Raw genomic sequence first — 23392 nt, 5'->3', positions numbered from 1 at the left:
ACAGAACAAAGATATGCAGAACAGTAAACTAGGGCTTGATTTCACCAAAGTGGCACACGCGAAGGACGTGGCCCGGAAGATAGCCGACGATGTACAAAAATTCGTGGAACAATACTCTACCGTTGCCGTTGAGCGTACGTTATGCCGTTTGCTCGGTATTGACGGGGTCGACGCTAACACCGTGCCCCTACCCAACGTGCTGGTAGATGAGATCAAAGACAAAGGCGTGTTAGGTGAAGGTATCCTATTCTTCCTCGGAAACGCTATCGTGGAAACCGGAATGAACCCGCAACAAATTGCAGAGAAAGTTGCAGAGGGGACTCTGGACATCACCACGTTACCCGTTCACCCGACAGATGAGATTAAAGCCGCACTGAAACCACACGTTGACGCAAGTATCAAACGGATCAGTGATCGCCGTGCCAAGAAGGAAAACTACTTGAACACGATCGGGGAAGGTCCGAAACCTTACCTCTACGTGATCGTGGCTACCGGAAATATCTACGAAGACGTGGTACAGGCACAGGCTGCCGCACGTCAGGGGGCTGACATCATTGCCGTAATCCGTACAACAGGGCAGAGTTTGTTGGATTACGTGCCTTATGGAGCTACCACGGAAGGATTCGGGGGAACATTCGCTACACAAGAAAACTTCCGCATCATGCGTAAGGCTTTGGATGAAGTGGGCGAAGAAGTAGGCCGTTACATTCGCTTGTGTAACTATTGCTCCGGCCTGTGTATGCCGGAAATCGCGGCAATGGGAGCCTTGGAAGGTTTGGACGTGATGTTGAACGACGCTCTTTACGGGATCTTGTTCCGGGATATTAATATGCAACGTACACTGGTTGACCAGTTCATGTCAAGGGTAATCAACGGATTCGCCGGGGTGATCATCAACACCGGAGAGGACAACTACCTGACAACCGCTGATGCCGTGGAACAGGCACACACCGTGCTGGCATCCGACTTGATCAACGAGCAATTGGCCTTGATCGCCGGACTGAAAGAAGAACAAATGGGATTAGGACACGCTTTCGAAATGGACCCGTCTCTTGAAAACGGTTTCTTACTGGAATTGTCTCAGGCTCAAATGACCCGTGAGATTTTCCCGAAAGCCACTTTAAAATATATGCCTCCAACCAAATTCATGACGGGAAATATTTTCCGCGGACACATTCAGGATGCACTTTTCAACATGATCGGAATCTGGACTTCACAAGGAATCCAATTATTGGGTATGCCGACAGAAGCTATCCACACACCGTTCATGTCCGACCGTTATCTTTCTATCGAGAATGCCAAGTATATCTTCGGTAACATGAAGAATATCGGTGACGAGGTAGAGTTCAAAAAGGACGGTATCATCCAAAGTCGTGCCAAAGAAGTATTGAACAACGCTATCGCATTACTTGAGAACATTGAACGTGAAGGTCTTTTCACCGCTTTGGAAAAAGGAATCTTCGGTGACGTGAAACGTCCGAAGAATGGCGGTAAAGGACTTGACGGAGTTGCAGCCAGAGGTGCCAATTATTACAATCCGTTTATCGAGTTAATGCTGAAAGGCAATTGAAAATTGAAAATTGAGAATTGAAAATGACGACTTGTCATTTTTAGTTCCAAGTTTCAAGAGAGTGAATAAAAATAAAATTTAAACCGATGCGATTGATAATTTTCAATTTTGCATTTTCAATTTTCAATTCATTATGAGTGGAGGATTATATTCTACCGAAAAAAATGATTTCGACCAGACGCTGGATCTGAAAAAAATAAAACCCTACGGGGACACGATGAACGACGGGAAAACTCAATTGAGTTTCACGTTGCCCGTGCCTGCCGGGGATGAGGCTATCGAAGCTGCAAAACAATTATTGAAAAAAATGGGTTTTGAAAACCCGCAAGTAGTATTCCACAAAGAGTTGACCGAGGGCTACACCTTCTTCAACTGTTACGGAAGCTGCACGCACACCGTGGATTTCACGAGTATTCATGTTCCGAAAGTAGAAGGAACGAAATGGGATATGCACGAAACTGACGAGTTCATCCGTGAAAATATCGGACGTCCTTTGATTGTTGTAGGTGCAAGTACCGGAACCGACGCTCACACCGTGGGTATCGACGCCATCATGAACATGAAAGGCTTTGCCGGACACTACGGACTGGAACGTTACGACATGATCGAGGCTCACAACTTGGGAAGTCAGGTGCCCAATGAAGAGTTCATTGCCAAAGCTATCGAGCTGAAAGCAGACGCTCTTCTGGTATCCCAGACCGTCACCCAGAAAGATGTTCACATCAAGAACATGATCGAACTCGTGGAAATGCTGGAGGCAGAAGGCCTGCGGGATAAAGTAATCTTGGCTTGCGGTGGTCCTCGTATCTCCCACGAGCTGGCAAAAGAGCTGGGTTACGATGCAGGCTTCGGCATGAACACCTATGCAGATGACGTGGCGTCATTTGTTGCGCAAGAATTTGTTAGAAGAAAAAATAAATAGCATTTTAAATTTTAGATTTTAAATTTTAAATTACAGGACTCATCGGTAATCAATTTACAATCTAAAATTTACAATTTAAAATTGAAAACGGTATGGATAAAGATCAAGTAAGAGAAGTTATCGCAAAACGGGTAGCTCTCGAATTAAAAGACGGCGACGTGGTAAACTTGGGAATCGGACTGCCAACGATGGTACCGAACTACTTGCCCAAAAACGTACACGTGATCCTACAATCCGAAAACGGATTATTAGGTATGGGTCCGAAACCGGAAGAAGGTAAAGAAAATCCGGAATTGACGGATGCCGGTGGTGGCTACATCACGGCGATCGAAGGCGCCTGCAGCTTTGACAGCGCAACCTCTTTCGGACTTATCCGCGGTGGACACGTGGATGTCACCATTCTTGGTGCTTTACAGGTAGACGAGAAAGGAAACTTGGCAAACTGGATCATCCCCGGTAAGAAAGCCCCGGGTATGGGTGGAGCCATGGACCTGTTGGTAGGTGCTAAAAAAGTGATCCTTGCCATGGAACACACGGCAAAAGGCAATCACAAGATTTTGAAAGAATGCACGCTGCCGTTAACCGCTGCCGGGGAAGTTGACATGATTATCACCGAAATGGGTGTTATGAACATTACCCCTGCCGGAATCGAACTGGTAGAATTAAACCCTGAATTTACTTTAGATGACATCAAAGCAGCTACAGGCTGTGAATTAATAATTTCCAAAAACTTAAAAGCAATGCCTCAATGACAAAAACCTATATCGTAGCAGCAAAAAGAACTGCGATCGGCAAATTTTTAGGAACAACTCTTTCAATGACAGCAGCAGACTTGGGTGCCGCCGTAATAAAAAACATTATCGCGGAAACCGGAGTCAATCCCGCCAATATTGATGAAGTGATCGTCGGCAACGTACTATCCGCCGGACAGGGTCAAGGTGTAGCCCGTCAGGCATCCATCAAAGGAGGGATCCCACAAGAAGTTCCGGCTTACGGAATCAACATGATATGCGGGAGCGGTATGAAAGCCGTACTCAATGGTGTAACCGCTATCAAATCGGGGCTGGCGAACCTGATCATTGCAGGAGGAACCGAATCCATGTCCAATGCGGGCTATATCCTCCCGGCACGAGTACGTGACGGGCACAAGATGGGCGACGTGACAGTAGTGGACCATATGGTGTATGATGGTCTGACGGACGCCTTCGAAGGCTACCACATGGGCATAACGGCTGAAAACATCGCGGAGAAATACGCGATCAGCCGGGAAGAACAGGATGAATTTGCAATCGAATCGCAACAACGTGCTATTGCGGCTATCGATAATGGTAAATTCAAGTCAGAGATCGTGCCTATAGAGTACAAGGTGAAAAAAGAAACTCACGTGTTCGACACGGATGAATTCCCGAACCGGACGACCTCCCTGGAAAAATTATCGACCTTACGTCCCGCTTTCAAAAAAGAGGGTTCCGTCACGGCCGGTAACGCTTCGGGAATCAACGACGGGGCATCATTCGTACTGATCGCATCGGAAGAGGCTGTTAAGCAATACAACTTAACCCCTCTATGCGAAATCATTGGTGTCGGACAAGGCGGTGTAGACCCGGCCATCATGGGTATGGGCCCTGTGCCAGCCATTGCCAACGCGCTCAAGAATGCCGGTATCAAACTATCCGATATCGACGTGATCGAGTTAAACGAGGCTTTTGCGGCACAATCACTGGGAGTCATTCACGAACTCATGGCACAACACGGTGTTACGAGAGAATGGATAAATGAACGTACGAACATCAACGGTGGTGCAATTGCACTGGGACATCCCATCGGGGCATCAGGAAACCGTATCGTTGTATCATTAGTACATGAAATGATAAACAATGAAGCAAAATTAGGTCTTGCATCCCTCTGTATCGGAGGGGGCATGGGGACGGCCTTAATTCTGAAGAAATGTTGATTTAGAATTAAAAACTAGCTTCGATCAATTAAAAACATTTATAATAATGGATTTCAGTCTATCAAAACAAGACCAACTCTTCTTACAAATGATAAGAGAGTTTGCAGAGAAAGAGGTAAAACCTCTGGCGGCGGAAGTGGACGAATCAGAAAGATTCCCGATGGAAACCGTTCAAAAAATGGCAAAACTTGGTATTATGGGTATCCCATTCCCGGTTGAATACGGCGGTGCCGGTGGTAACAACATCCTTTACACGATGGCGGTAGAGGAGTTATCCCGTGTATGTGCCACGACCGGAGTAATCGTGTCCGCACACACCTCTTTGTGTTGCGCACCGATCATGGAACACGGTACGCCCGAACAAAAAGCCAAGTATCTTCCCAAGTTGACTTCCGGTGAATGGATCGGAGCATTCGGTCTGACAGAACCGAACGCCGGAACCGACGCATCCGCACAACAGACTTTCGCGGTGAAAGAGGGAGATCATTACGTGCTTAACGGATCTAAAATTTTCATCACCAATGCCGGCTATGCACATGTGTATATCATCATGGCGATGACCGATAAATCCAAAGGGACCAAGGGAATTTCCGCCTTTATCGTGGAAAAAGACTTCCCGGGATTCTCTATCGGTAAAAAAGAGAAGAAAATGGGTATCCGCGGTTCGGCTACTTGCGAGCTGATCATGGAAAACTGCATCGTTCCTGCCGAGAACTTACTCGGACAAGAAGGTAAAGGTTTTGGCATTGCCATGAAAACACTTGACGGCGGACGTATCGGTATCGCTTCTCAAGCATTGGGTATCGCCCAAGGAGCTATGGACGAAACCGTGAAATACGTGAAAGAGCGTAAACAATTCGGTAAATCCCTTGGTCAATTCCAGAACACTCAATTCCAATTGGCTGATCTGCAAACCAAAGTGGAAGCATCCCGCTTATTAGTAAGACAAGCTGCCTACAAAAAAGACCTGAAAGTGCCTTATTCCGCAGATGCAGCTATGGCTAAACTATTCGCGGCAGAGACGGCCATGGAAGTAACGACCAAAGCCGTACAGTTCCACGGAGGATACGGATATACCCGTGAATATCCTGTTGAAAGAATGATGAGAGATGCCAAGATTACTGAAATCTACGAGGGTACGTCAGAAGTTCAGAGAATGGTGATTGCAGCAAATTTATTAAAGTAAAAGACAGTTGACATGAAGATCGTTGTTTGTATTAAACAAGTTCCGGATACCACGGAAATCAAACTGGACCCCGTTACAGGAACCCTTATCAGAGACGGTGTACCCAGTATTATGAATCCCGATGACAAGGGAGGACTTGAATTTGCCCTTCAATTAAAAGATCAATATGGAGCACACGTAACCGTGATCACCATGGGACCGCCCCAGGCTGAAGCAATCTTGAGAGAAGCATACGCCATGGGAGTGGATCGTGCCATCCTGTTAAGCGACCGCAAATTCGGTGGAGCCGATACGTTGGCCACTTCTAATACAATTGCCGCAGCCTTGAGATCTCTGGAATTCGACTTAGTGATCACCGGACGTCAGGCTATCGACGGGGATACCGCACAGGTGGGTCCGCAGATCGCCGAGCATCTGGATTTACCGCAAGTAACTTACGTGGAAAGCTTGACTTTCGACGGGAACAAGACTTTCACGGTGAAGAAATCCATGGAAGACGGTTACCAGATGGTACAGGTAGACACTCCTTGCGTGTTCACCGCATTGGCATCCGGAGTGAAACCCCGTTATATGTCTGTAAGAGGAATCGTTGAGGCTTACAACCACCCCATCGAAACATGGACCTACAATGACATCACCGTGGATGACCAGAAGATCGGATTGAACGGATCACCGACCCGTGTATTCAAATCATTCACCAAGGGTGTGAAAGCTGCCGGACAAATCTACGAGGTTGACCCTGCAGAAGCTGTAGACATTATTATCAGCAAATTGAAAGAAAAATTTATTATCTAATAAAGAAATTAGAAGATGGATAAGGCACAATATAAAAACGTTTACGTCTTCGTTGAACAAAGAGAAGGCGTTATCCAAAACGTGGGTCTGGAATTGTTAGGTAAAGCCAGAGAATTAGCTGATGCTTTAAATGAAAAAGTATATGCCATGTTATTGGGACATGACCTGACGACACAAGCTCAGGAATGTATTGCTTATGGGGCTGACACCGTGCTACGTGTGGATGCACCGGAATTGGCAACCTACGTTACCGAACCTTACGCACAGGCTATTTACCAGATCATCCGTGACAACAAACCGAGCATCGTGCTGATCGGGGCAACTACCATCGGCCGTGACCTCGGCCCGCGCTTGTCTGCCCGTGTAGAAACTGGATTGACTGCAGACTGTACCGGATTGGAAGTTTCTGAAGAACGGGATTTGTTAATGACCCGTCCGGCATTCGGTGGAAACTTGATGGCAACCATCATCTGTAAGGAACACCGTCCTCAAATGTCAACCGTTCGTCCGGGCGTAATGCGCATGGGACAACGTGACGAGAACCGGAAAGGAACGATCGAAGATGTAAAAATCAACTTCGATAAATCTAAATTCCGTGTACGTGTTCTTGAAACAGTTAAACAAACCAAGAATTTGGTTGATATCACCGAAGCTCATGTATTGATTTCCGGAGGTCGTGGAGTGGGTAATGCAGAAGGATTCGATATGTTACGTGCAATGGCAAACACCATCGGTGCTGAAGTATCCGCATCTCGTGCCATGGTTGATGCCGGAGTATTGGGACACGAACGTCAGGTAGGACAAACCGGTAAAACTGTACGTCCCGACTTGTACTTCGCCATGGGAATCTCCGGAGCTATCCAGCACTTGGCCGGTATGGAAGAATCCGAATACATCATCGCCATCAACAAAGACAAATTTGCCCCGATCTTCAACGTGGCAGACTTGGGTATCGTCGGCGATGTTCGCAAGATCGTTCCGCTTTTAACTGAAAAGTTGAAAAGATAATACGAAAAAAGAGACTGATTATTCAGTCTCTTTTTTTACCTAACATTCATTAAAAAATCACGAATCCCCAAATATTGTATTCCCTCATAAGTATTTCCATGAAATAAATCTTGTGAGACGACAAACTTGGGATAATTATCTTCTATTTTTAAAAGATTGCCAAATTCCCGTTGGATAGTTGCCTCATCATTTAATTGTAATGCAACCTGTACATACACCTTTTCTCCCTCCCGCTCACCAATAAAATCAACTTCTTGTTTCTCCAATACTCCCACGGAAACCTTATACCCTTGATAAAGCAAATGATTATAAACAATATTTTCTAATACTTTCCCTTGATCTTGGAGTTTAAAACCTGCTATAACATTTCTAATTCCCAGATTTTCAAAATAATACTTATTTCCTACCTCAAAAATACGCTTCCCCACAATATCATACCGATCAACACAAGAAATAATAAAAGCATTTGTAAAATGCTCGATATAAGTCAGGATCTGATTCACGCCCAGCGTGACTCGTTGCGATTTCAAATAATCACTTATCCCTTTGGCTGAAAATATACTTCCCACATTATCTGCAAGAAACAGAAGTAACCTCTCTAAGAAATCAGTATTCCGTAAAGCATATCGGCTAACCACATCCCGATAAACAATCGTGGAATATATACTCTTCAAATATTCAAAAACAATTCCATCTTCTAATTTCAAATGCATCAAATAGGGCAATCCTCCATACCTAGTATATAATCTAAAACTTTCATCCGAATTTTCAAGTTCATGAAATTGTAAAAACTCAGGATATGACAAACTATATATCGTGAACTCAATATACCGTCCCCCCAAATAAGTAGCTAATTCTCCAGACAACATTTTTGCATTACTCCCAGTCACGTATATATCGTTATTTTCATCCAAAACCAGTGAACGTAGAGCTTTCTCGAATTCACGAACCTCCTGTACCTCATCAATAAATATATAATTCTTACTCTCTTTTAAACATTTACTCATCACGTAAGCATATAGCTCCTTTGCAGATTTTATAAAATCAAAAGCGATATCTTCCAGATTTATATAAATAATATTTGCCTCTGATTCCTTTTTCCGGATCAATTCTATTAGTTGAAATAAAATATAACTTTTCCCAACCCGGCGTTGTCCGGTCATAACTTTGATCAAAGACGTTCCCATAAAGGGCTCTATTTTCCTCAAATAATGTTCTCTATATTTTATATTCTCCATTTTCATTATAATTAAAACTCTTCCAAAAATACGAAAAAGTTTTCATTATAATGAAAACTTCAAGCAAATTAGATCAAAGTTTTCATCATGATGAAAACTCCCCCTCACTTTACAAACCAAAGGGGCAGCCGAAGCCACCCCTTTCCCTTATCGTCCGGAACGTTTCCGTTCCCATCGATCCTTACACCAAGCCACCACAACCGAGCTAATCACTCCTCCCACGATACTCAACACCCCCGTCACGAAATCATCAGCCACCTGTGAGAGGAAAGCATTAAATCCCAGCGTGAAAAATATTCCGGTAAAAAAGTACACGCTTATCATACCGTCAAATAACGACTGTCCGATGCCGCACTCCCGTTCTTCAAGGTTGCGAAACAATACACCTTCACGTTAGCCTCATCCCAATCTTCGGGAAGCGCATAACTCGTGTTACCATTCTCTCCCCGATCTCTCAACGGAACGATCTTGGCACGATTCAACACGGCTTCCAGCAACACTCCATACACCTTGTCATCCGCCAACGCATACCCCTCCTCTTCTTCTTGCATCTCCTGTTCGAAAGAATACATCTTACTCTCCGACGCATACGTTACAGTTACCTTAGGCGTGTACAACAACCCGGTAGCCATTTTTAACTGATCAAACACGATGGTTGCCACGTGTTTCTCGTCCACTTCCACGGCTACTTGATTCGCTTTCACGAAAGCATTCGAAGTCGTACCATTTCCCATACCCACGAAACCTTTCCGAATCACCGGAATCAATCTCCGAGACAACTGAACCAGCACCTTCATCTTCGCCCGTTGATCAAGCATCTCCGGTGTCGGGTTATCCCTCCTTGAAAAGATCTTCGCCTTCGCGATATTCTGCTTGTTCGTGTAACACATCGTCACGTTACCAACGGACTTCTTTACCTTGCCTAATAAATAAGAATTAAACTTTGCCATAACATTAAAATTTAAAAATGAATAAATCAGAAAATTTAAAATAATCCCGCACTCCCCGCATGGGCCCTACACGAAGAATGGAATTTAAAATGTAAAATTTAAAAGTTAGAATGAAAAGCTTCCCCAAAACAACGAGTAATCCAACTCTCCCTCTGTTTATAGAGGGAGTACCCCGAAGGGGGGAGGGAGTTCCAATCTAAAATTTAAAATCTAAAATCAATAATACCGAATCCAGTCCGCCACCCTCAATGCCGGTCCCGGATCCACCTTTCTCGATGTCACGTCCGAATGCCCCACGATATCCCTGATAGGATAAGTATCCACCAGCAAACCACACACCTCGTTCAACACCCGCATCTGCACGTCCGTGTAATCATGCCAATATGTTGGCACTTCACCCGAATCTTCCGTGTACACCTCCTTCACGGGAACTTCCCGACCACACTCCGCCACGAACTTTCCCTCTTCCAGTCGCAACTGTCCCAGGTTATCCAGCTCAATCCCAATTGAATAATGATTCAGCTCACTCCTTCCCCCGTAACTACTCTTCCCTGCGTGCCAAGCCTCGATATTAAACGGCACCAATTGTATCACCTGCCCATCCCGCCCGATCACCACGTGAGCCGACGCCTTCACATCCGACCTGGCCAAGAATTTTGCCGAAGACATGGCACTAGTACCTCCCGTGTAATGCAAAATAATCATATCCGGCTCTCCCAATCCTCGCCTATTCTTCTCACACACAACATGAATTACCCCACCACCCACCAAACGATGGTTTACAATTGAAAATGGTGAATTAGAACTTGAAAATACCTCCATAACAAAAAATTTAAATTGATTAGTTTTTACCTTTTATCTTAAAAATGGCCTCTGCCATTTTTTCCCCACTTCTCCCCACCACGTACCCACCCAACCCGATCTCCAATAAATCCCAGAACCGCGAAGTTTCATCCGGAATCGGTAAACTAGTAAAAGTCCCGATCAAAATAACACTGACAAATGTCAACATCACCAGCGGCCGCCACGATCGCTGCAACCAATTCCCCCTCACTTCCTCCTGTACCGTGACCGCTCTCGCCTGTGCTAATTCCCGTTCCAATTCCTGAATCAATTTCAATAACCCGGTTTCCAGCTCTTTTTTCTCCCTCGCAGGGAGTGTTAATTGACCAATCAACTCGCTGATCGAATTAACAATTCCACTTATCGGTTTCATTCCCCGTTCACAATTTAATATACTGCGAATTCGAGAATCGCTTCCCATCCGGGGACTCGAAAAAACAATACAAATGTATCTTCACCTCCTTGCCACGCTCTAACGGGAAAGTAGCCTTTTCTGCCGCCCGCAATACCTCCAATCCCTCCAACAACTTCGGGCTAAATGAACGATTCGACGGAAGCACTATAACCTTCAAACGATCTGCCGCCTCAAAATTGTACGCCTCCTCGTCATTCTCCCAATCCAGCGTGACCATTCCTTGATCATCCATTCTCCCCTGCAGATTATACGCCTGTTGTCGCTTCCCGGCAGAAAAATGCAATTGCGAAAAATCACCGATCTTTCCGTTTGCCCGAAACGCCTTCAAATTCTTTTTCATAAAAAGCGCATACCCACTACTACAGATCTTGTCAGCCGAAAGAGCCAGAATACCCTTCAAAGGAGTCTCCTTTATCTTCTTGTAAAAACGCACGACCACCCGGAAACGAGATCTCACTTCCTGTTGTTTCGGCGTGTTAGGATCAATTCTATCCGGCAAACTCCTCATATAAGACTTCCCGTTCAGCTTGCAGAAAACGACATTTCCGACTCGCCCCCTTATTCCAAATTCATTACGAACTAAAGCCATAATTCTTTTTTTAAATGAATACTATTTTTATCTCATCAACTCTCGTTGATTTCCAAATGCAATATTACAACACTTCAACTCCCCGCTTGGTATACGCCACGGTTCCGTCAAACAAAATAATCCCAACCCAATGATTACCAGCATTCAAAAAAGTACTCATCCCCCCACTTTCAAGACAACAAAAAAGGGTAGCAAAAGTGTTTTAAACTCCTACTACCCTAAAATCTTACCAACTTTTTACTCTAGATTCTAAACTCTAAATTTTAATCTACTTGTAAACCTGTACCCTCAATTTCTCAATCAACCTCTCCAATTGATCCAAAACCGTCTCCTCCTTATACCGTTTCAATACCCTGCTTTTCAACTGCCGATAATTTTTGATCTGGATCCCCAAAACCTGCTCTGCAATGGCCACCAACTCGCAAAACTCCAACAACTTTCCAGTCGGAGAATAAAATTCTTCAAGAGCCTCGAAACCAATCAACAATTCCATCACCTTCGTCTGTACATTTTCCGTCTTCCAATAGACCAACACCTTCTTCTCCTTATTTTTCAGGAACCTCGCCGGATTATCCATCCTCTCATGAAAAAGCCGCCACTCGTCCTCAACCACTTGCAATCCTCGCCCGATAAAACATAACCGCCACGCACCTTTTTTCCCCCACTCCATCACAGTCCCTATACATCTCCGATAACACCTGCAATCGAGCTTTCGTGTAATTCAACGTCCGACACGTCGCCAAATAATCACCCCCCGAGTCGCATAGTCCCGCAACCTCTTCAACAAATTTTCCTAATTCTTCCTCTAAACATTCTTTCGTAATTTCCTCCTGCGATTCTCCTGCCAATAATGCTAAGAACCTCGTCTTAAACAATTCTGTCATAGTTTTTAAATTTAAAATAATAAAAAATCCCGGGCGTTATTACCCGGGACATATTCTTAATTTAAAAATCGGAATCAGGAAATCACATCATCATACCCCCTCAAATCTCTCAACCATTCAATCCAAAATTATCAATCTTTCAATCCTTCAATCTAAAATTTAAAATCATAAATCGTAAATCACTTTCACCACTCTCTCCACGTCCTCATCCGTCAACGTCGGCCCCGACGGCAAGCACAACCCGATCTCGAACAAACGTTCACTTGTCCCGTTACCATAGAATGGCGCATCCTTGAACACCGGCTGCAAGTGCATCGGCTTCCACAACGGCCGACTCTCTATATTCTCCCCGTCCAAGGCTAACCTGACATCTTCTCTCGTGAAACCCGCCTCTTCCGGTTCCACCGTGATACACGTCAGCCAGTAATTCGAGTTAAAACCCATCCCTTCCGGCTGGCACATTACCTTCACCCCCTTCACCCCGGCTAGCAATTTCACGTACAAATCATGAATCGCCCGTCTCCGGGCAACGTGTTCATCCAGCACGAACATCTGCCCCCTCCCGATTCCTGCACAAATATTACTCATCCGGTAATTATACCCGATCTTCTCGTGCTGGTAATGCGGGGCTTGTTCTCTAGCCTGCGTGGCATAGAACAAAGCTCTTTTCGCCTTCTCCTCGTTCGGACAAATCAAGGCACCACCTCCCGACGTCGTGATCATCTTGTTCCCGTTAAATGACAGAACCCCGTACTCCCCGAACGTCCCACACTTCTGCCCCTTGTACTCCGACCCCAACGCTTCCGCAGAATCCTCTAGCACCGGAATCCCGTAACGATTCGCCACCTCCATCACCTCGTCCATCTTCACAGGCATCCCATACAAATGTACCGGAATAATCGCCTTCGGTAACTTCCCCGTCTTTTCCAACCGATCCTTGATCGCCTCCTCCAACAACACCGGGTCCATATTCCACGTCTCCTTCTCGCTATCCACGAAAACCGGAGTTGCCTCCAAGTAAGCGATCGGATTCGCTGATGCCGCAAAAGTAAACGACTGACAAATCACTTCATCTCCCGGTTGTACCCCTAGTAATATCAACCCCAAATGTAATGCCGCAGTCCCCGCACTCAACGCCACGATCCGCATTCCCTCATTTTCAATTTTCAATTCTCCATTTTCAATTAAAAAATCTCGCAGAGATTTTTCAAAGGCATTCACATTCGGCCCCAAGGGGACCACCCAATTCGTATCAAACGCCTCTTGTATAAATTCCTGCTCCCGCCCGCTCATGTGGGCTAACGAAAGCCAAATTCGTGATTTCATATTTCAATTTTATTTTTTATCCGGAATCGCTAATAGTTTTTCCTTGTAGCGATAGAAAATTGTTGAATCGTCCTCCACATTTTTATCGACAATCATTCCAGCCTGAATCACATTTCTATTCCCGATAGAAATATCCGGTAATGTAGTACCTCGTATTCCGAAATAATTATCATCACCCACCACATTATATCCACATAACAACGATGTCGCGAAAAAATTATAATCTCCAACGACACAGTCATGACTAATAATCGATTGCGATGTTAGCAGGTTAAAATTCCCTAACTTCACGTTAGGTCCCACTATCGTGAAAGGATCTAGTATATTACCTTCCCCGATCAATGCCGTTTTGGCAACAATAGCAGTCGGGTGTACCAACGTTATAAACTTTCCCCCCCGCCTCTTTATTTCACAAACAACCTGTCTTTTCACCTTGTAATTTCCTAAAGCCAAAACAAAATAATCCTCTTCCTTTATTTCATAATTTAAGAAATCACCCAAATAAGGACTTTGATACTTGTATTCTTTCCAATGTTGCAAACCAGCGGCATCTGAAGCAACATACCCTTTTATCTTTATCCCGGCCTCTTCTCCCCAACTGCTATCTTCAAGCTGGGAAGTTATTTCTGCCGCAACTGCCCCCGTCCCAAAGATTACAATATTCTTTATGTCTTTCATGCTTGATTTTTAAAATGCTTTGTTCAGATCATAACTATCCAGATCAAAACAATCCCCGTGACCAGGATAAACACGTAGCCCCTCTCCCTGCAATTTTTTTATTTGATCTATAGTTACAACCAACTTATCCTTCGAACCACAAAATAATTTTGTCACCGTTTTCAGATCTTTCAAAAGAGTATCCCCCGTGAATAAGTTCTTCCCAATTCGAAAGTAAATCCCCGCATTTGTATGTCCCTCTGCAAGGGAAAAGGTAATTTGCTTACCATTCCACTCCCATGTCCAATCAATATCCTCCACGCATATATCGGCCGGGGGTAACACGAATCCCTTTTGATTGTAAAACATGGAATGATTCTTTTTGGCATCTTGAATAGCCTCAGAACAGATTGTCGAACAAATTATTTGCGCATGATATTTTTGCACGAGGGCGTTACATCCCCAAACATGATCGAAATGCTCGTGTGTCAACACGATAAACTTTGGGCACAAACGTAACTCTGATAACTTCCGGTCAAGAACATCCGGGATCTCGCACCCGGGGTCAACCACCAAACAATCGTTATTGACCTCCCGGTCAAAAAGCAAAAAACAATTTGATGAAACGGGTTCGTTAATAACCCGAATAATTTCTAAAGCCATCACCCAGTGATATTAATCGTTCGTCCTCCATCCACCGTAAATTGTTGCCCTGTTACCCATCTCGCTTCATCTGATAACAAAAACTTCACGGCCATGTAAATATCTTTCACCTCTCCCAGGCCCAAGGGATAATCCGCAGCCATCCGTTCAATCAAATTCTCATCTTGATACATGTGTTCTGTCATTGCAGTCCGAACCCCTCCAGGTAAAACGGAATTTACCCTTACCCTCGGGGCCAGTTCCACGGCAAGCGAACGCATCAAGGAATCCACCGCACCCTTGGAAGCCCCGTAAACAGAAAAAGCTTTTGCTCCGAAATTACTAATATTGCTAGAGATCAAGACCACGCTTTTCAAGGCACTCGCATTAACTTTACGATTCATCAACGACTTCACGATCAAGGCTCCCGCTATAACGTTAACATTAAACGTGCTTTGGAAAAGAGTCGCAGAAACCATCTTCAGCGGGTAAGCTTTCATGAAACCGGCACAATGCACGAAATAGTTTACTTGCACGTTGTTTTCCGCCAAGAAACCAATAAAAGCCATTTCCAACTCCTCCACGTTACCCAAATCATATTGCCAGATCAGCTGCTTATCCGAATCCTCACACAATTGCCGGGTCTCTTCCAAACGTTCAAAATCCCGACCGTTCAAAATCACCCGGAAAACAGAAGAGAACCGGATTGCCATCTCCCGCCCCATGCCGGAAGAAGCCCCTGTAATTAATATCCACTCTTTATTATCCATATCTATTGTGCCGTAAAACCACCATCAACATTCATAACCGAACCGGTAACCCATTTAGCCATGTCAGAAAATAAATAAGCCACGGCGAAAGCAATATCATCGGGTTCTCCAAGCCCGAGAGGATGCAAATTATTTAACGTGTCCAAATAATCTTGATCAAAAGAATTCACGTTCGCATCCATCATCGGCGTCTTAATGAAACCGGGGGCAATACAATTAAATCTAATTTTTTTAGAAGCGAACTCCATCGCCAAAGCCTTCGTTATCCCGATTATCCCCGACTTTGTCATCGCATAACCAACATTTGCAGCTGATCCCACAACCCCGTACACGGAAGATATCAAAACAACAGAACCATGCTCTCCTGCATAAACCTTTCGATTGGTGAAAATTTTGGCTAATTCAATAGCAGCATAAGTATTCAACTTGTAAACTTCCGTACACACATTTTCACTTACTCCTTTCAACGGTGCGATATATGGTCGTCCGGCAATATGCGCAAATCCATTCAACTTCCCGAAATCTACAACCATATCGGAGATCTTTTGCTTTATCGCCCCCGAATCTGTCAAGTTTATATCCAAAAGATAGGTACTATTCGGACACAGAGATTGAGTACATTTTAATCCATCTACATTCAAATCCACGAGAACAAGCTCCGCACCCAAACGAGACAAAAGAATACTTGTAGCCTTACCAATACCAGAGGAGGCACCAGTAACCAGATACCGTCGTCCTCTCAAATTCAACGGGTTACATTCCATCATTTTAACAACGCAACGAGTCCTCCCACTGTCTTGACTCCATTTACATCTTTAGCCAAAAGGGTCTTTCCATAATTTTCAGAAGCCCAGGCTATAATAGAAAGAACCGTCAAGGAATCCCAACACTCGAACTCTGACAAAATTTCATTATCTTTTACTTCATCAACCTCCAGCAATTCAGCTAATTCTTCATACATATTTTCCATAACTATTCCTTAATAATAAATGATTTCATTAAAATTCAAATTACCTATATTCAAAAGCAAGGCTCCCCAGGTCAGTCCAACCCCGAAACCCGCCAAACAGAAAACATACTGCTCCCGCATCAATCGATCCCCGAGATTAAACCCTATATTAGTTGGTATCGTGGCACCACTGGCATTACCAAAATTCTCGACAATATTAGAAGGCATTTTTTCACGAGGAACCCCCAACTTATCCGCCAATTTATGCAACATAAAACGGTTGGGTTGGTGAAACATGTACCAGTCAACACGTTCCTTTGAACTCCCCGCCACGTGCAACAAATTTTCAATCATAGGAGGCACTTCTCTTTGAACGAAGTTAAACACCTCATCCCCTTTCATGACAAGATTATCCTGAGAGCGAAAATTACCAGCCTCATCTTCAACCATTTGTCGTGTATCATCGGAAGCGGGTAATCGAAAACCACCAGCTGGAATCATTAACACATCAGCATTGGTTCCATCCATTTTCAACAAGCCATGAATAACAACAGGTTCCATGCTCTTCTCCACGATCGTTATCGTTGCAGCATCACCAATTAACGGGTTACTATTACGATCTCTCTTTGACACCTTTCGGCTCAGCACGTCAGCATTCAACAGCACGACCTTGTTTATACTTTCCTGTTCTAATAACATAAACGCCTCAATCAACCCCACGACAAAACCACAACATCCCTGGTTTATATCCATGCAAAAAGTATCCGTTCCCAACCCCACTTTACCTTGAATGATACTACTCGTTGCAGGCATAAAATGATCCGGGGATTGCGTGACCAATAATAACGCATCCACATCTTCCCTGCGCAACAGATTATTTTCAAACAGGTAATTCAGCCCATGCACGCACAAATCTGACACACAAGTCCCGTCCTCTACTACCCGATGCTTGTTGTAACCCATCGCCATTTTCAATTTCATTGACTTGGCCACGGAAAAGTTATAATTTTCCAATTCCTCCTCGAAAAAAATTTCTTTGGAAGGTAACACGGTCAATATTCCCGTGATCTTTTTATCATGAAATTTCAAATTCATACTTCCACCCCATTTTTTTTCAACAATGCCTCGATTCTTTCTACTGACGAAAAATTATCAGGTAACACATCCATCCCATCTATGGATATGCTAAACTCACTATCTAAAGCGGTGACGAGATTAATAATATCGAAAGAATCCAGCATCCCTTCTTCTATAAAATTCAAGGGCTCATTAAAATCAAACTCCGGACGGAGTTCCGACAAAATACTTATTATTTTCTTTTTCATATTCATTTTCTTATTAACACGTGATCAAACATTTTCTCTTGCGAAAAACCGTAATGCATGTAACGCTTTATCGCATTTTCATTAGACGTTATTACCCAAAACAACTGTCGCTTTGTCATTTTACCCCGGTAGAAAAATTCTCGAAACAAAGAGGCTCCAATTTTACAATCCCTGTAATCCGGGTGTACAAACCAATAGCGCAAATAAAGAGTCACCCCGATCAATTCATAAATTAAAAAACCCACGACTTTTTCCCCGACACGACTAACCAGAATACTCTTCGAGCTTACCCATTGAACCAACTCCTCCTGCAAAGGAATTTGTTCCGAGTAAGGATCAAAATATTGATGGTACAAATCTAAAATTGAAGAAATATCTTGATCTGTTGCCTCACTCACGACACCCGGTACCCGTTCATGAACAGAAGGCCCCCCTACCCGACTCATCCTCACTAATGTTGTATGCTCTTCAAATCCCTTGTCTACAAACAACTGCTTACAAGATAATACAGAATCACCACCAACAATATCAACAACAAGAAACGGTTGGTCGTGCTCTTTCAAGAAAGTAGATAGGTTATCTTTTAAGACACCCTCACCCGTTGCACAATAATACAAATTAACCAATCGCGATCTTTTCCTTAAAAAAAAGATTGTATTACCGTAACAAACATGAAAAAAACTATCATGCTTACACCATAAAGATACCTTGAACGGATCCGGAAAAAAATTGGTCACGAACCCCATCTTTAACCCTCGAATTTCGCTAACGAGGGATTGCACCTCTTCAAAAGAAGTAACCCGTTTCATCAATTATTTATTTGCCTGTTATAAAATAAACGGTCAATTTTTCCGTTAGTATTTCGTTGAAGCTCGGGTAAATAATGGTAAACAACCGGGATCATATATTTAGGCAACTCTCGCCCTATCGCCACTCGAAATTCCGAAGCCGTCATCTCCTTCTCCGCCTCGTAAAATAACGTGATCTCCTTCTTGGCAAAATTGTAAACGACACACCCATTTTTCACGAGCTTCAATTTATTGATAATCACGTGCTCAATCTCGCCTAATTCGATTCGGTACCCCAAGTGTTTTACCAGCGAATCACGCCTCCCTTTAAACACGATCTCCCCCCTCTCGTTGATAAAGACAATATCCCCGGTTCGATAAATAATTTCGGGATAGGACTTGTTTAAAGGATTTTGAACAAAAGCAGCAGCTGTTTTCTCCGGGTTATTGTAATATCCCATCGCCAGAGAGGTTCCTCGAACACACAATTCACCCTCCACATTTTTTACTATCACTTGTCGGTCGTTCTCATCCAAAATTAAAATATTTGTATTACGGCAAGGGAAGCCTATCGGGATCGGTTCCTCATCTCTCAATTCTCGCTCGACTTTAAAATAAGTGCAATCCAGGGTAATTTCAATTGGACCGTAAAGGTTAGCAAACTCCACGTTTGGCAATTTGTGATGCCAGTAATTAAATTGTTTCGTGGGAAATACTTCCCCGGCAAACCAGCATAATTTCAAATCGGGTAACGACATCTGGCTCAACAAATCCATGTTAGCGATATTCACCATGATTGTTGGCACCCAAAAAATAAAAGATACCTTTTTCTCTTGTAATAATTTTAAAATTGTCACTGGAAACGCAGAAAGATTATCCGGAATCAAAACCATCGAACATCCTTTCGACATCAACAAGCACAACTCGAAGCTATAGATATCAAAAACGAGAGGGGATAGCGAACCTATCACGTCATTTCCAGTGAACTTGAACTCTTCCAAAGCCCATTCGGTAAAGTCAAAAAAACTTCGATGGTTCAAAACAACTCCTTTAGGAGTCCCTGTCGAACCAGAAGTGTTGATGATACATAACGGGTCCGTGTCTATCAATAATAACAAACGACTTTTTAACTCATCATCATTCCATGATAATTGCTCCCAATCGATTAAATCTAAATTTATCAAAGATATTCCATCCGGAACAACATCTTTTATATTCTTTTCAAATTGGTTATTAGTAATGATAGCTACCGGCTGCACGAGTTCTAAAATATTTTTTATTCTCTCAACCGGTGTTTTTACATCCAGATTCATGTAAAAGTTACCACTATAGACAATACCTAAATCAGCATAAACACTTTCGATACTCTTGTTAAGATACACCGCAATAGGCCGCTTTATCGCGTTCTCATTCTGAACGATCTCCCAGGCCAAAGATTTACTATACTTTCCAAGACTATCAAACGTGATTTCCCTTTCTTTATCCCACACGGCAGTTTTACCCGCGCATTCCCTTAGCGTGGTTTCAAAATATTCGATAAGATTGATTTTTATCATAGACTTAAAATTAATTATACCCGTTAAATGGTTCTGTTGTAGCCATCCCTTCTTTTGACACGCCATCCCTTTTCAAGACTTTCCAGATTGTCAAAAAAATGATTTTCATGTCCAACCAAAACGAAAGATGGTCCACGTACCAAACATCTAATTCAAATTTCTTTCCCCAACTAACATCATTTCTCCCGTTAACTTGTGCCCATCCCGTAATTCCAGGACGAACGTCGTGACGGCGACCTTGTTCCGTCGAATACAATGGCAAATATTGTGGCAACAGAGGGCGCGGACCAATTAACGACATATCACCCTTCAGCACGTTAATCAATTGCGGTAATTCGTCCAAAGAAGTCGTACGAATAAATTTTCCAATTTTCGTCAAGCGTTCTTCATCAGGCAATAAATTCCCCATAAGATCTCGTTTATCAGTCATTGACTTGAACTTTATCACTTTAAAGATTTTCCCGCCTCTTCCCGGACGTTCCTGTGTAAAAAAAGCACCAGCACCTTTATTGACAAAATGCAATCCAAGCGCAATCACGACCAAGATTGGCCAAATTACAAATAGCACACAAAAGACTATTAAAAAATCCAAGCACCTTTTAAAACAACCTCTATACATTTCATTTAAAATGATTCATGATTATTTCATAACCTTTCTCTACCGTGTAATTTTCTTTCAGGAATTGATATCCCCGTTGTCCCATCTCCTCTCGCAAGTTAACATTCCAAACTAATTTTTTAACAAGACTAAAAAATCCTTCCAAATCCCCACTCTCAACCCAACAACCATAACCGTTCTCAACCGCAATCATCCCAATATCCGTGTTCCGATCTGTTGCCAACAACACCGGTACCCGACTTTCTAAATACGATAACAAACGAGAAGGATAATTGGGAATTGTAAAACGACGATCTAAAAATATCAAACCGATATCACACACCCGAACCAAATTATCGTATTGTTCTTTGGGTAAAGCAGATAATAATTTTGAGTTCTGAAGATCATTATCTAAAAACCAACGTTTCAACCTCGGGTATTCTGTTCCACTGCCAATTACCACGAAATAAGAGTTACTCCTTCGCTCATTCACTTCTAAAACTTCCATCAAAAAATCTACCCCTTGAGGTTTTCCTAAATTTCCACCATACACGAATATCGTTTTCTCGGAAGGGATACCTAACTCGCCTAATACTTGTTCACGGTCAACCTCCTTCTCCATCTCCTCTAATTTTACACAATTAGGACAAACTTCCACTTTTCGAGGATCCACTCCCGGGTTATATCTTAACACGAACTGCACGTTAGCCGGAGACATACAACCTATATAATCGGAAATTTGATACAACTTTTGTTCTTTCTTACGAAAAAAACGATAAAATAAGCCTTTTCGAGAAAACATCCCTAAATCTACCGCATTTTGAGGGAATATATCTTTTAACAGCAAATAAGTTCTCGCCCCACACCTTTTCTTTTCACTCTCAATCACCTGGTTAAAAGTAATTGGCGGCGTAGAGTAAAGAATCAAATCGAAATAAACATTCGCAAAATATTTCCGTATTGCATACAAATACTGTCTTTCCAACAACAACATCCCGATCCCTTTCTCCACTATATTCGTTTTCTGAATATTCAACGTCTTAACCCCAAGAATCTTTCCCCCAGGGAAATCTGTTACACTTGTAGGTTCTCCCGTCGAACGTTCTTTCGGTGTCACGATATAGCAACGATGTCCATGGTGAATGAATTCCCGAAGTAAGTCTGTGTATATTCCTCGTGCGTTAATATCTGTAATCCAACCTAATGTTAAGAACAATACATTCATTATCTTAATACTTTCTCCACACCATTTTATCAACCACTCCCGTGTAACTTTGAATCAATTTTACCACTTTAGTCGACACATTTTTTTCGATATAATCAGGAATAGGTAAACCATTGTCTCCTTTCACCGTCATCTCTACAGCCGTTCCCACAGCCTGAAGTAACGACTTCTCGTCGATCCCGGCAAGGATAAATCCTCCCTTATCCAACGCCTCCGGCCGCTCCGTTGAAGTACGAATGCACACGGCCGGGAAGGGATAACCTATCGAAGTAAAAAAGCTACTCTCTTCCGGTAAAGTCCCACTATCGGAAATCACCGCATAAGCGTTCATCTGGAGACAATTGTAATCATGAAAACCTAATGGTTCGTGTTGTATCACCCGCCGATCCAATTTAAAACCACTCTGCTCCAAACGTTTTCTTGATCTCGGGTGACAACTATATAATATTGGCATGCCATACTTTTCTGCCATAGCGTTAATCGCCGTGAAAAGGGAAAGAAAATTCTTTTCCGTGTCGATATTCTCTTCCCGGTGAGCCGAGAGCAACAAGTATTTTCCCTTCTCCAAACCCAATCTTGCATGAATGTTAGATGCCTCGATATCTCTTAAATTAGCCTGTAACACTTCTGCCATCGGAGACCCAGTCACGTAAGTTCTCTCTTTGGGTAACCCGTTCTCAGCCAGATAACGACGGGCATGCTCGCTATAACATATGTTCACGTCAGATATAATATCCACTATCCGACGGTTCGTTTCCTCCGGCAAGCACTCGTCCTTGCAACGATTTCCCGCCTCCATGTGAAATATTGGAATATGTAATCGTTTCGCCGCTATCGCAGAAAGACAACTATTCGTGTCTCCCAAAATCAACAAGGCATCAGGCCTCGTGGCCACCATCAATTTATAACTACAATTGATAACATTCCCCACCGTGGCCCCCAAATCATCTCCCACTGCGTTCATGTATACCTCCGGGTCCTCCAACTTCAAATCCCGGAAGAATATCCCGTTCAAGTTATAATCATAATTTTGTCCAGTGTGGGCCAAGATGCAGTCAAAATATATTCTACATTTATTGATCACAGCCGACAGCCGGATAATCTCCGGGCGGGTACCCACGATAATCAATAACTTCAACTTCCCGTTATCTCGAAAACGGATTTCGGAATAATCTATATTTATATCCATGATTTCGTCACTT

The 23392-nt window shown here is 43.3% G+C and carries 28 protein-coding genes; 7 read left to right on the top strand and 21 right to left on the bottom strand.

What is annotated here, in order from left to right:
• Positions 1 to 13: 13 nt before the first annotated feature.
• From kamD to F1644_RS15825, 7 genes are all read left to right on the top strand, one after another.
• On the top strand, positions 14 to 1570 hold the full coding sequence (gene kamD / locus F1644_RS15855; protein WP_168044496.1) for a lysine 5,6-aminomutase subunit alpha: 1557 nt from the start codon (positions 14 to 16) through the stop codon (positions 1568 to 1570).
• 133 nt (positions 1571 to 1703) lie between these two features.
• On the top strand, positions 1704 to 2492 hold the full coding sequence (gene kamE, locus F1644_RS15850; RefSeq protein WP_027201901.1) for a lysine 5,6-aminomutase subunit beta: 789 nt from the start codon (positions 1704 to 1706) through the stop codon (positions 2490 to 2492).
• A gap of 92 nt (positions 2493 to 2584) precedes the next feature.
• Complete coding sequence (locus tag F1644_RS15845; RefSeq protein ID WP_087420719.1) at positions 2585 to 3244, top strand: 3-oxoacid CoA-transferase subunit B; 660 nt, start codon at positions 2585 to 2587, stop codon at positions 3242 to 3244.
• Positions 3241 to 4446, top strand: a complete 1206-nt coding sequence (locus tag F1644_RS15840; RefSeq protein ID WP_087420718.1) for an acetyl-CoA C-acetyltransferase — start codon at positions 3241 to 3243, stop codon at positions 4444 to 4446. Before F1644_RS15845 ends, F1644_RS15840 begins: the two co-directional genes overlap by 4 nt.
• A gap of 46 nt (positions 4447 to 4492) precedes the next feature.
• Complete coding sequence (locus F1644_RS15835; RefSeq protein ID WP_087420717.1) at positions 4493 to 5632, top strand: acyl-CoA dehydrogenase; 1140 nt, start codon at positions 4493 to 4495, stop codon at positions 5630 to 5632.
• 12 nt (positions 5633 to 5644) lie between these two features.
• The gene (locus F1644_RS15830) at positions 5645 to 6427 is read left to right on the top strand and encodes an electron transfer flavoprotein subunit beta/FixA family protein (protein WP_087420716.1); all 783 of its coding nucleotides are present in this window, start codon (positions 5645 to 5647) and stop codon (positions 6425 to 6427) included.
• Between the two features lie 15 nt (positions 6428 to 6442).
• Complete coding sequence (locus F1644_RS15825) at positions 6443 to 7435, top strand: electron transfer flavoprotein subunit alpha/FixB family protein (protein ID WP_118305612.1); 993 nt, start codon at positions 6443 to 6445, stop codon at positions 7433 to 7435.
• A 35-nt stretch (positions 7436 to 7470) separates the two neighbouring features.
• Here the strand turns inward: F1644_RS15825 and F1644_RS15820 are convergent, their stop codons facing one another.
• The 21 genes from F1644_RS15820 to F1644_RS15720 form a co-directional block, all read right to left on the bottom strand.
• The gene (locus F1644_RS15820) at positions 7471 to 8673 is read right to left on the bottom strand and encodes an ATP-binding protein (RefSeq protein ID WP_373291460.1); all 1203 of its coding nucleotides are present in this window, start codon (positions 8671 to 8673) and stop codon (positions 7471 to 7473) included.
• 147 nt (positions 8674 to 8820) lie between these two features.
• Entirely contained in the window at positions 8821 to 8997 is a 177-nt protein-coding gene (locus tag F1644_RS15815; RefSeq protein ID WP_158572071.1) for a hypothetical protein, read from the bottom strand.
• A complete protein-coding gene (locus F1644_RS15810) occupies positions 8994 to 9623 on the bottom strand; it encodes a hypothetical protein (protein ID WP_168044498.1) in 630 nt (209 codons plus the stop codon). The genes F1644_RS15815 and F1644_RS15810 overlap by 4 nt, the downstream gene beginning before the upstream one ends.
• A 216-nt stretch (positions 9624 to 9839) precedes the next feature.
• Entirely contained in the window at positions 9840 to 10445 is a 606-nt protein-coding gene (locus F1644_RS15805) for an N-acetylmuramoyl-L-alanine amidase (protein ID WP_168044499.1), read from the bottom strand.
• Between the two features lie 19 nt (positions 10446 to 10464).
• Positions 10465 to 10839: a 3TM-type holin gene (locus F1644_RS15800; RefSeq protein WP_168044500.1), complete on the bottom strand. Its 375-nt coding sequence runs from the start codon at positions 10837 to 10839 to the stop codon at positions 10465 to 10467.
• 7 nt (positions 10840 to 10846) lie between these two features.
• Positions 10847 to 11470, bottom strand: a complete 624-nt coding sequence (locus F1644_RS15795) for a DUF6266 family protein (RefSeq protein WP_168044501.1) — start codon at positions 11468 to 11470, stop codon at positions 10847 to 10849.
• A 268-nt stretch (positions 11471 to 11738) separates the two neighbouring features.
• The gene (locus F1644_RS15790) at positions 11739 to 12140 is read right to left on the bottom strand and encodes a hypothetical protein (RefSeq protein WP_140402571.1); all 402 of its coding nucleotides are present in this window, start codon (positions 12138 to 12140) and stop codon (positions 11739 to 11741) included.
• Positions 12076 to 12354, bottom strand: a complete 279-nt coding sequence (locus F1644_RS15785) for a hypothetical protein (protein ID WP_168044502.1) — start codon at positions 12352 to 12354, stop codon at positions 12076 to 12078. Before F1644_RS15785 ends, F1644_RS15790 begins: the two co-directional genes overlap by 65 nt.
• Before the next feature lie 165 nt (positions 12355 to 12519).
• Positions 12520 to 13680, bottom strand: a complete 1161-nt coding sequence (locus tag F1644_RS15780; protein WP_168044503.1) for a DegT/DnrJ/EryC1/StrS family aminotransferase — start codon at positions 13678 to 13680, stop codon at positions 12520 to 12522.
• A gap of 9 nt (positions 13681 to 13689) precedes the next feature.
• A complete protein-coding gene (locus tag F1644_RS15775; protein ID WP_168044504.1) occupies positions 13690 to 14358 on the bottom strand; it encodes an LbetaH domain-containing protein in 669 nt (222 codons plus the stop codon).
• A 9-nt stretch (positions 14359 to 14367) separates the two neighbouring features.
• Positions 14368 to 15000 carry an MBL fold metallo-hydrolase gene (locus F1644_RS15770; protein WP_168044505.1) on the bottom strand — a complete coding sequence of 211 codons (633 nt, stop codon included), beginning with the start codon at positions 14998 to 15000 and terminating at the stop codon, positions 14368 to 14370.
• Positions 15000 to 15749 (bottom strand): SDR family NAD(P)-dependent oxidoreductase, encoded by a 750-nt coding sequence (locus F1644_RS15765; protein ID WP_168044506.1) that lies wholly within the window; start codon positions 15747 to 15749, stop codon positions 15000 to 15002. The genes F1644_RS15770 and F1644_RS15765 overlap by 1 nt, the downstream gene beginning before the upstream one ends.
• A gap of 2 nt (positions 15750 to 15751) precedes the next feature.
• A complete protein-coding gene (locus F1644_RS15760) occupies positions 15752 to 16513 on the bottom strand; it encodes an SDR family NAD(P)-dependent oxidoreductase (RefSeq protein ID WP_168044507.1) in 762 nt (253 codons plus the stop codon).
• On the bottom strand, positions 16513 to 16719 hold the full coding sequence (locus F1644_RS15755; protein WP_168044508.1) for a phosphopantetheine-binding protein: 207 nt from the start codon (positions 16717 to 16719) through the stop codon (positions 16513 to 16515). Before F1644_RS15755 ends, F1644_RS15760 begins: the two co-directional genes overlap by 1 nt.
• A 9-nt stretch (positions 16720 to 16728) precedes the next feature.
• Positions 16729 to 17793 carry a 3-oxoacyl-ACP synthase III family protein gene (locus F1644_RS15750; protein ID WP_168044509.1) on the bottom strand — a complete coding sequence of 355 codons (1065 nt, stop codon included), beginning with the start codon at positions 17791 to 17793 and terminating at the stop codon, positions 16729 to 16731.
• Positions 17790 to 18023 carry an acyl carrier protein gene (locus F1644_RS15745; protein WP_168044510.1) on the bottom strand — a complete coding sequence of 78 codons (234 nt, stop codon included), beginning with the start codon at positions 18021 to 18023 and terminating at the stop codon, positions 17790 to 17792. The genes F1644_RS15750 and F1644_RS15745 overlap by 4 nt, the downstream gene beginning before the upstream one ends.
• A 2-nt stretch (positions 18024 to 18025) precedes the next feature.
• Positions 18026 to 18832, bottom strand: coding sequence for a GNAT family N-acetyltransferase (locus tag F1644_RS15740; protein ID WP_168044511.1), 807 nt, complete (start codon positions 18830 to 18832; stop codon positions 18026 to 18028).
• On the bottom strand, positions 18832 to 20367 hold the full coding sequence (locus F1644_RS15735; protein WP_209279554.1) for an AMP-binding protein: 1536 nt from the start codon (positions 20365 to 20367) through the stop codon (positions 18832 to 18834). Before F1644_RS15735 ends, F1644_RS15740 begins: the two co-directional genes overlap by 1 nt.
• Before the next feature lie 10 nt (positions 20368 to 20377).
• Positions 20378 to 20986 (bottom strand): sugar transferase, encoded by a 609-nt coding sequence (locus tag F1644_RS15730; RefSeq protein ID WP_168044512.1) that lies wholly within the window; start codon positions 20984 to 20986, stop codon positions 20378 to 20380.
• A gap of 1 nt (position 20987) precedes the next feature.
• Positions 20988 to 22190: a glycosyltransferase family 4 protein gene (locus F1644_RS15725; RefSeq protein WP_168044513.1), complete on the bottom strand. Its 1203-nt coding sequence runs from the start codon at positions 22188 to 22190 to the stop codon at positions 20988 to 20990.
• A gap of 4 nt (positions 22191 to 22194) precedes the next feature.
• Positions 22195 to 23379 carry a UDP-N-acetyl glucosamine 2-epimerase gene (locus F1644_RS15720; RefSeq protein WP_168044514.1) on the bottom strand — a complete coding sequence of 395 codons (1185 nt, stop codon included), beginning with the start codon at positions 23377 to 23379 and terminating at the stop codon, positions 22195 to 22197.
• Positions 23380 to 23392 lie beyond the last annotated feature (13 nt).

This window comes from Butyricimonas paravirosa (assembly GCF_032878955.1).
Taxonomy (GTDB): domain Bacteria; phylum Bacteroidota; class Bacteroidia; order Bacteroidales; family Marinifilaceae; genus Butyricimonas; species Butyricimonas paravirosa.
This window is presented reverse-complemented; position numbering and strand designations above follow the sequence as displayed.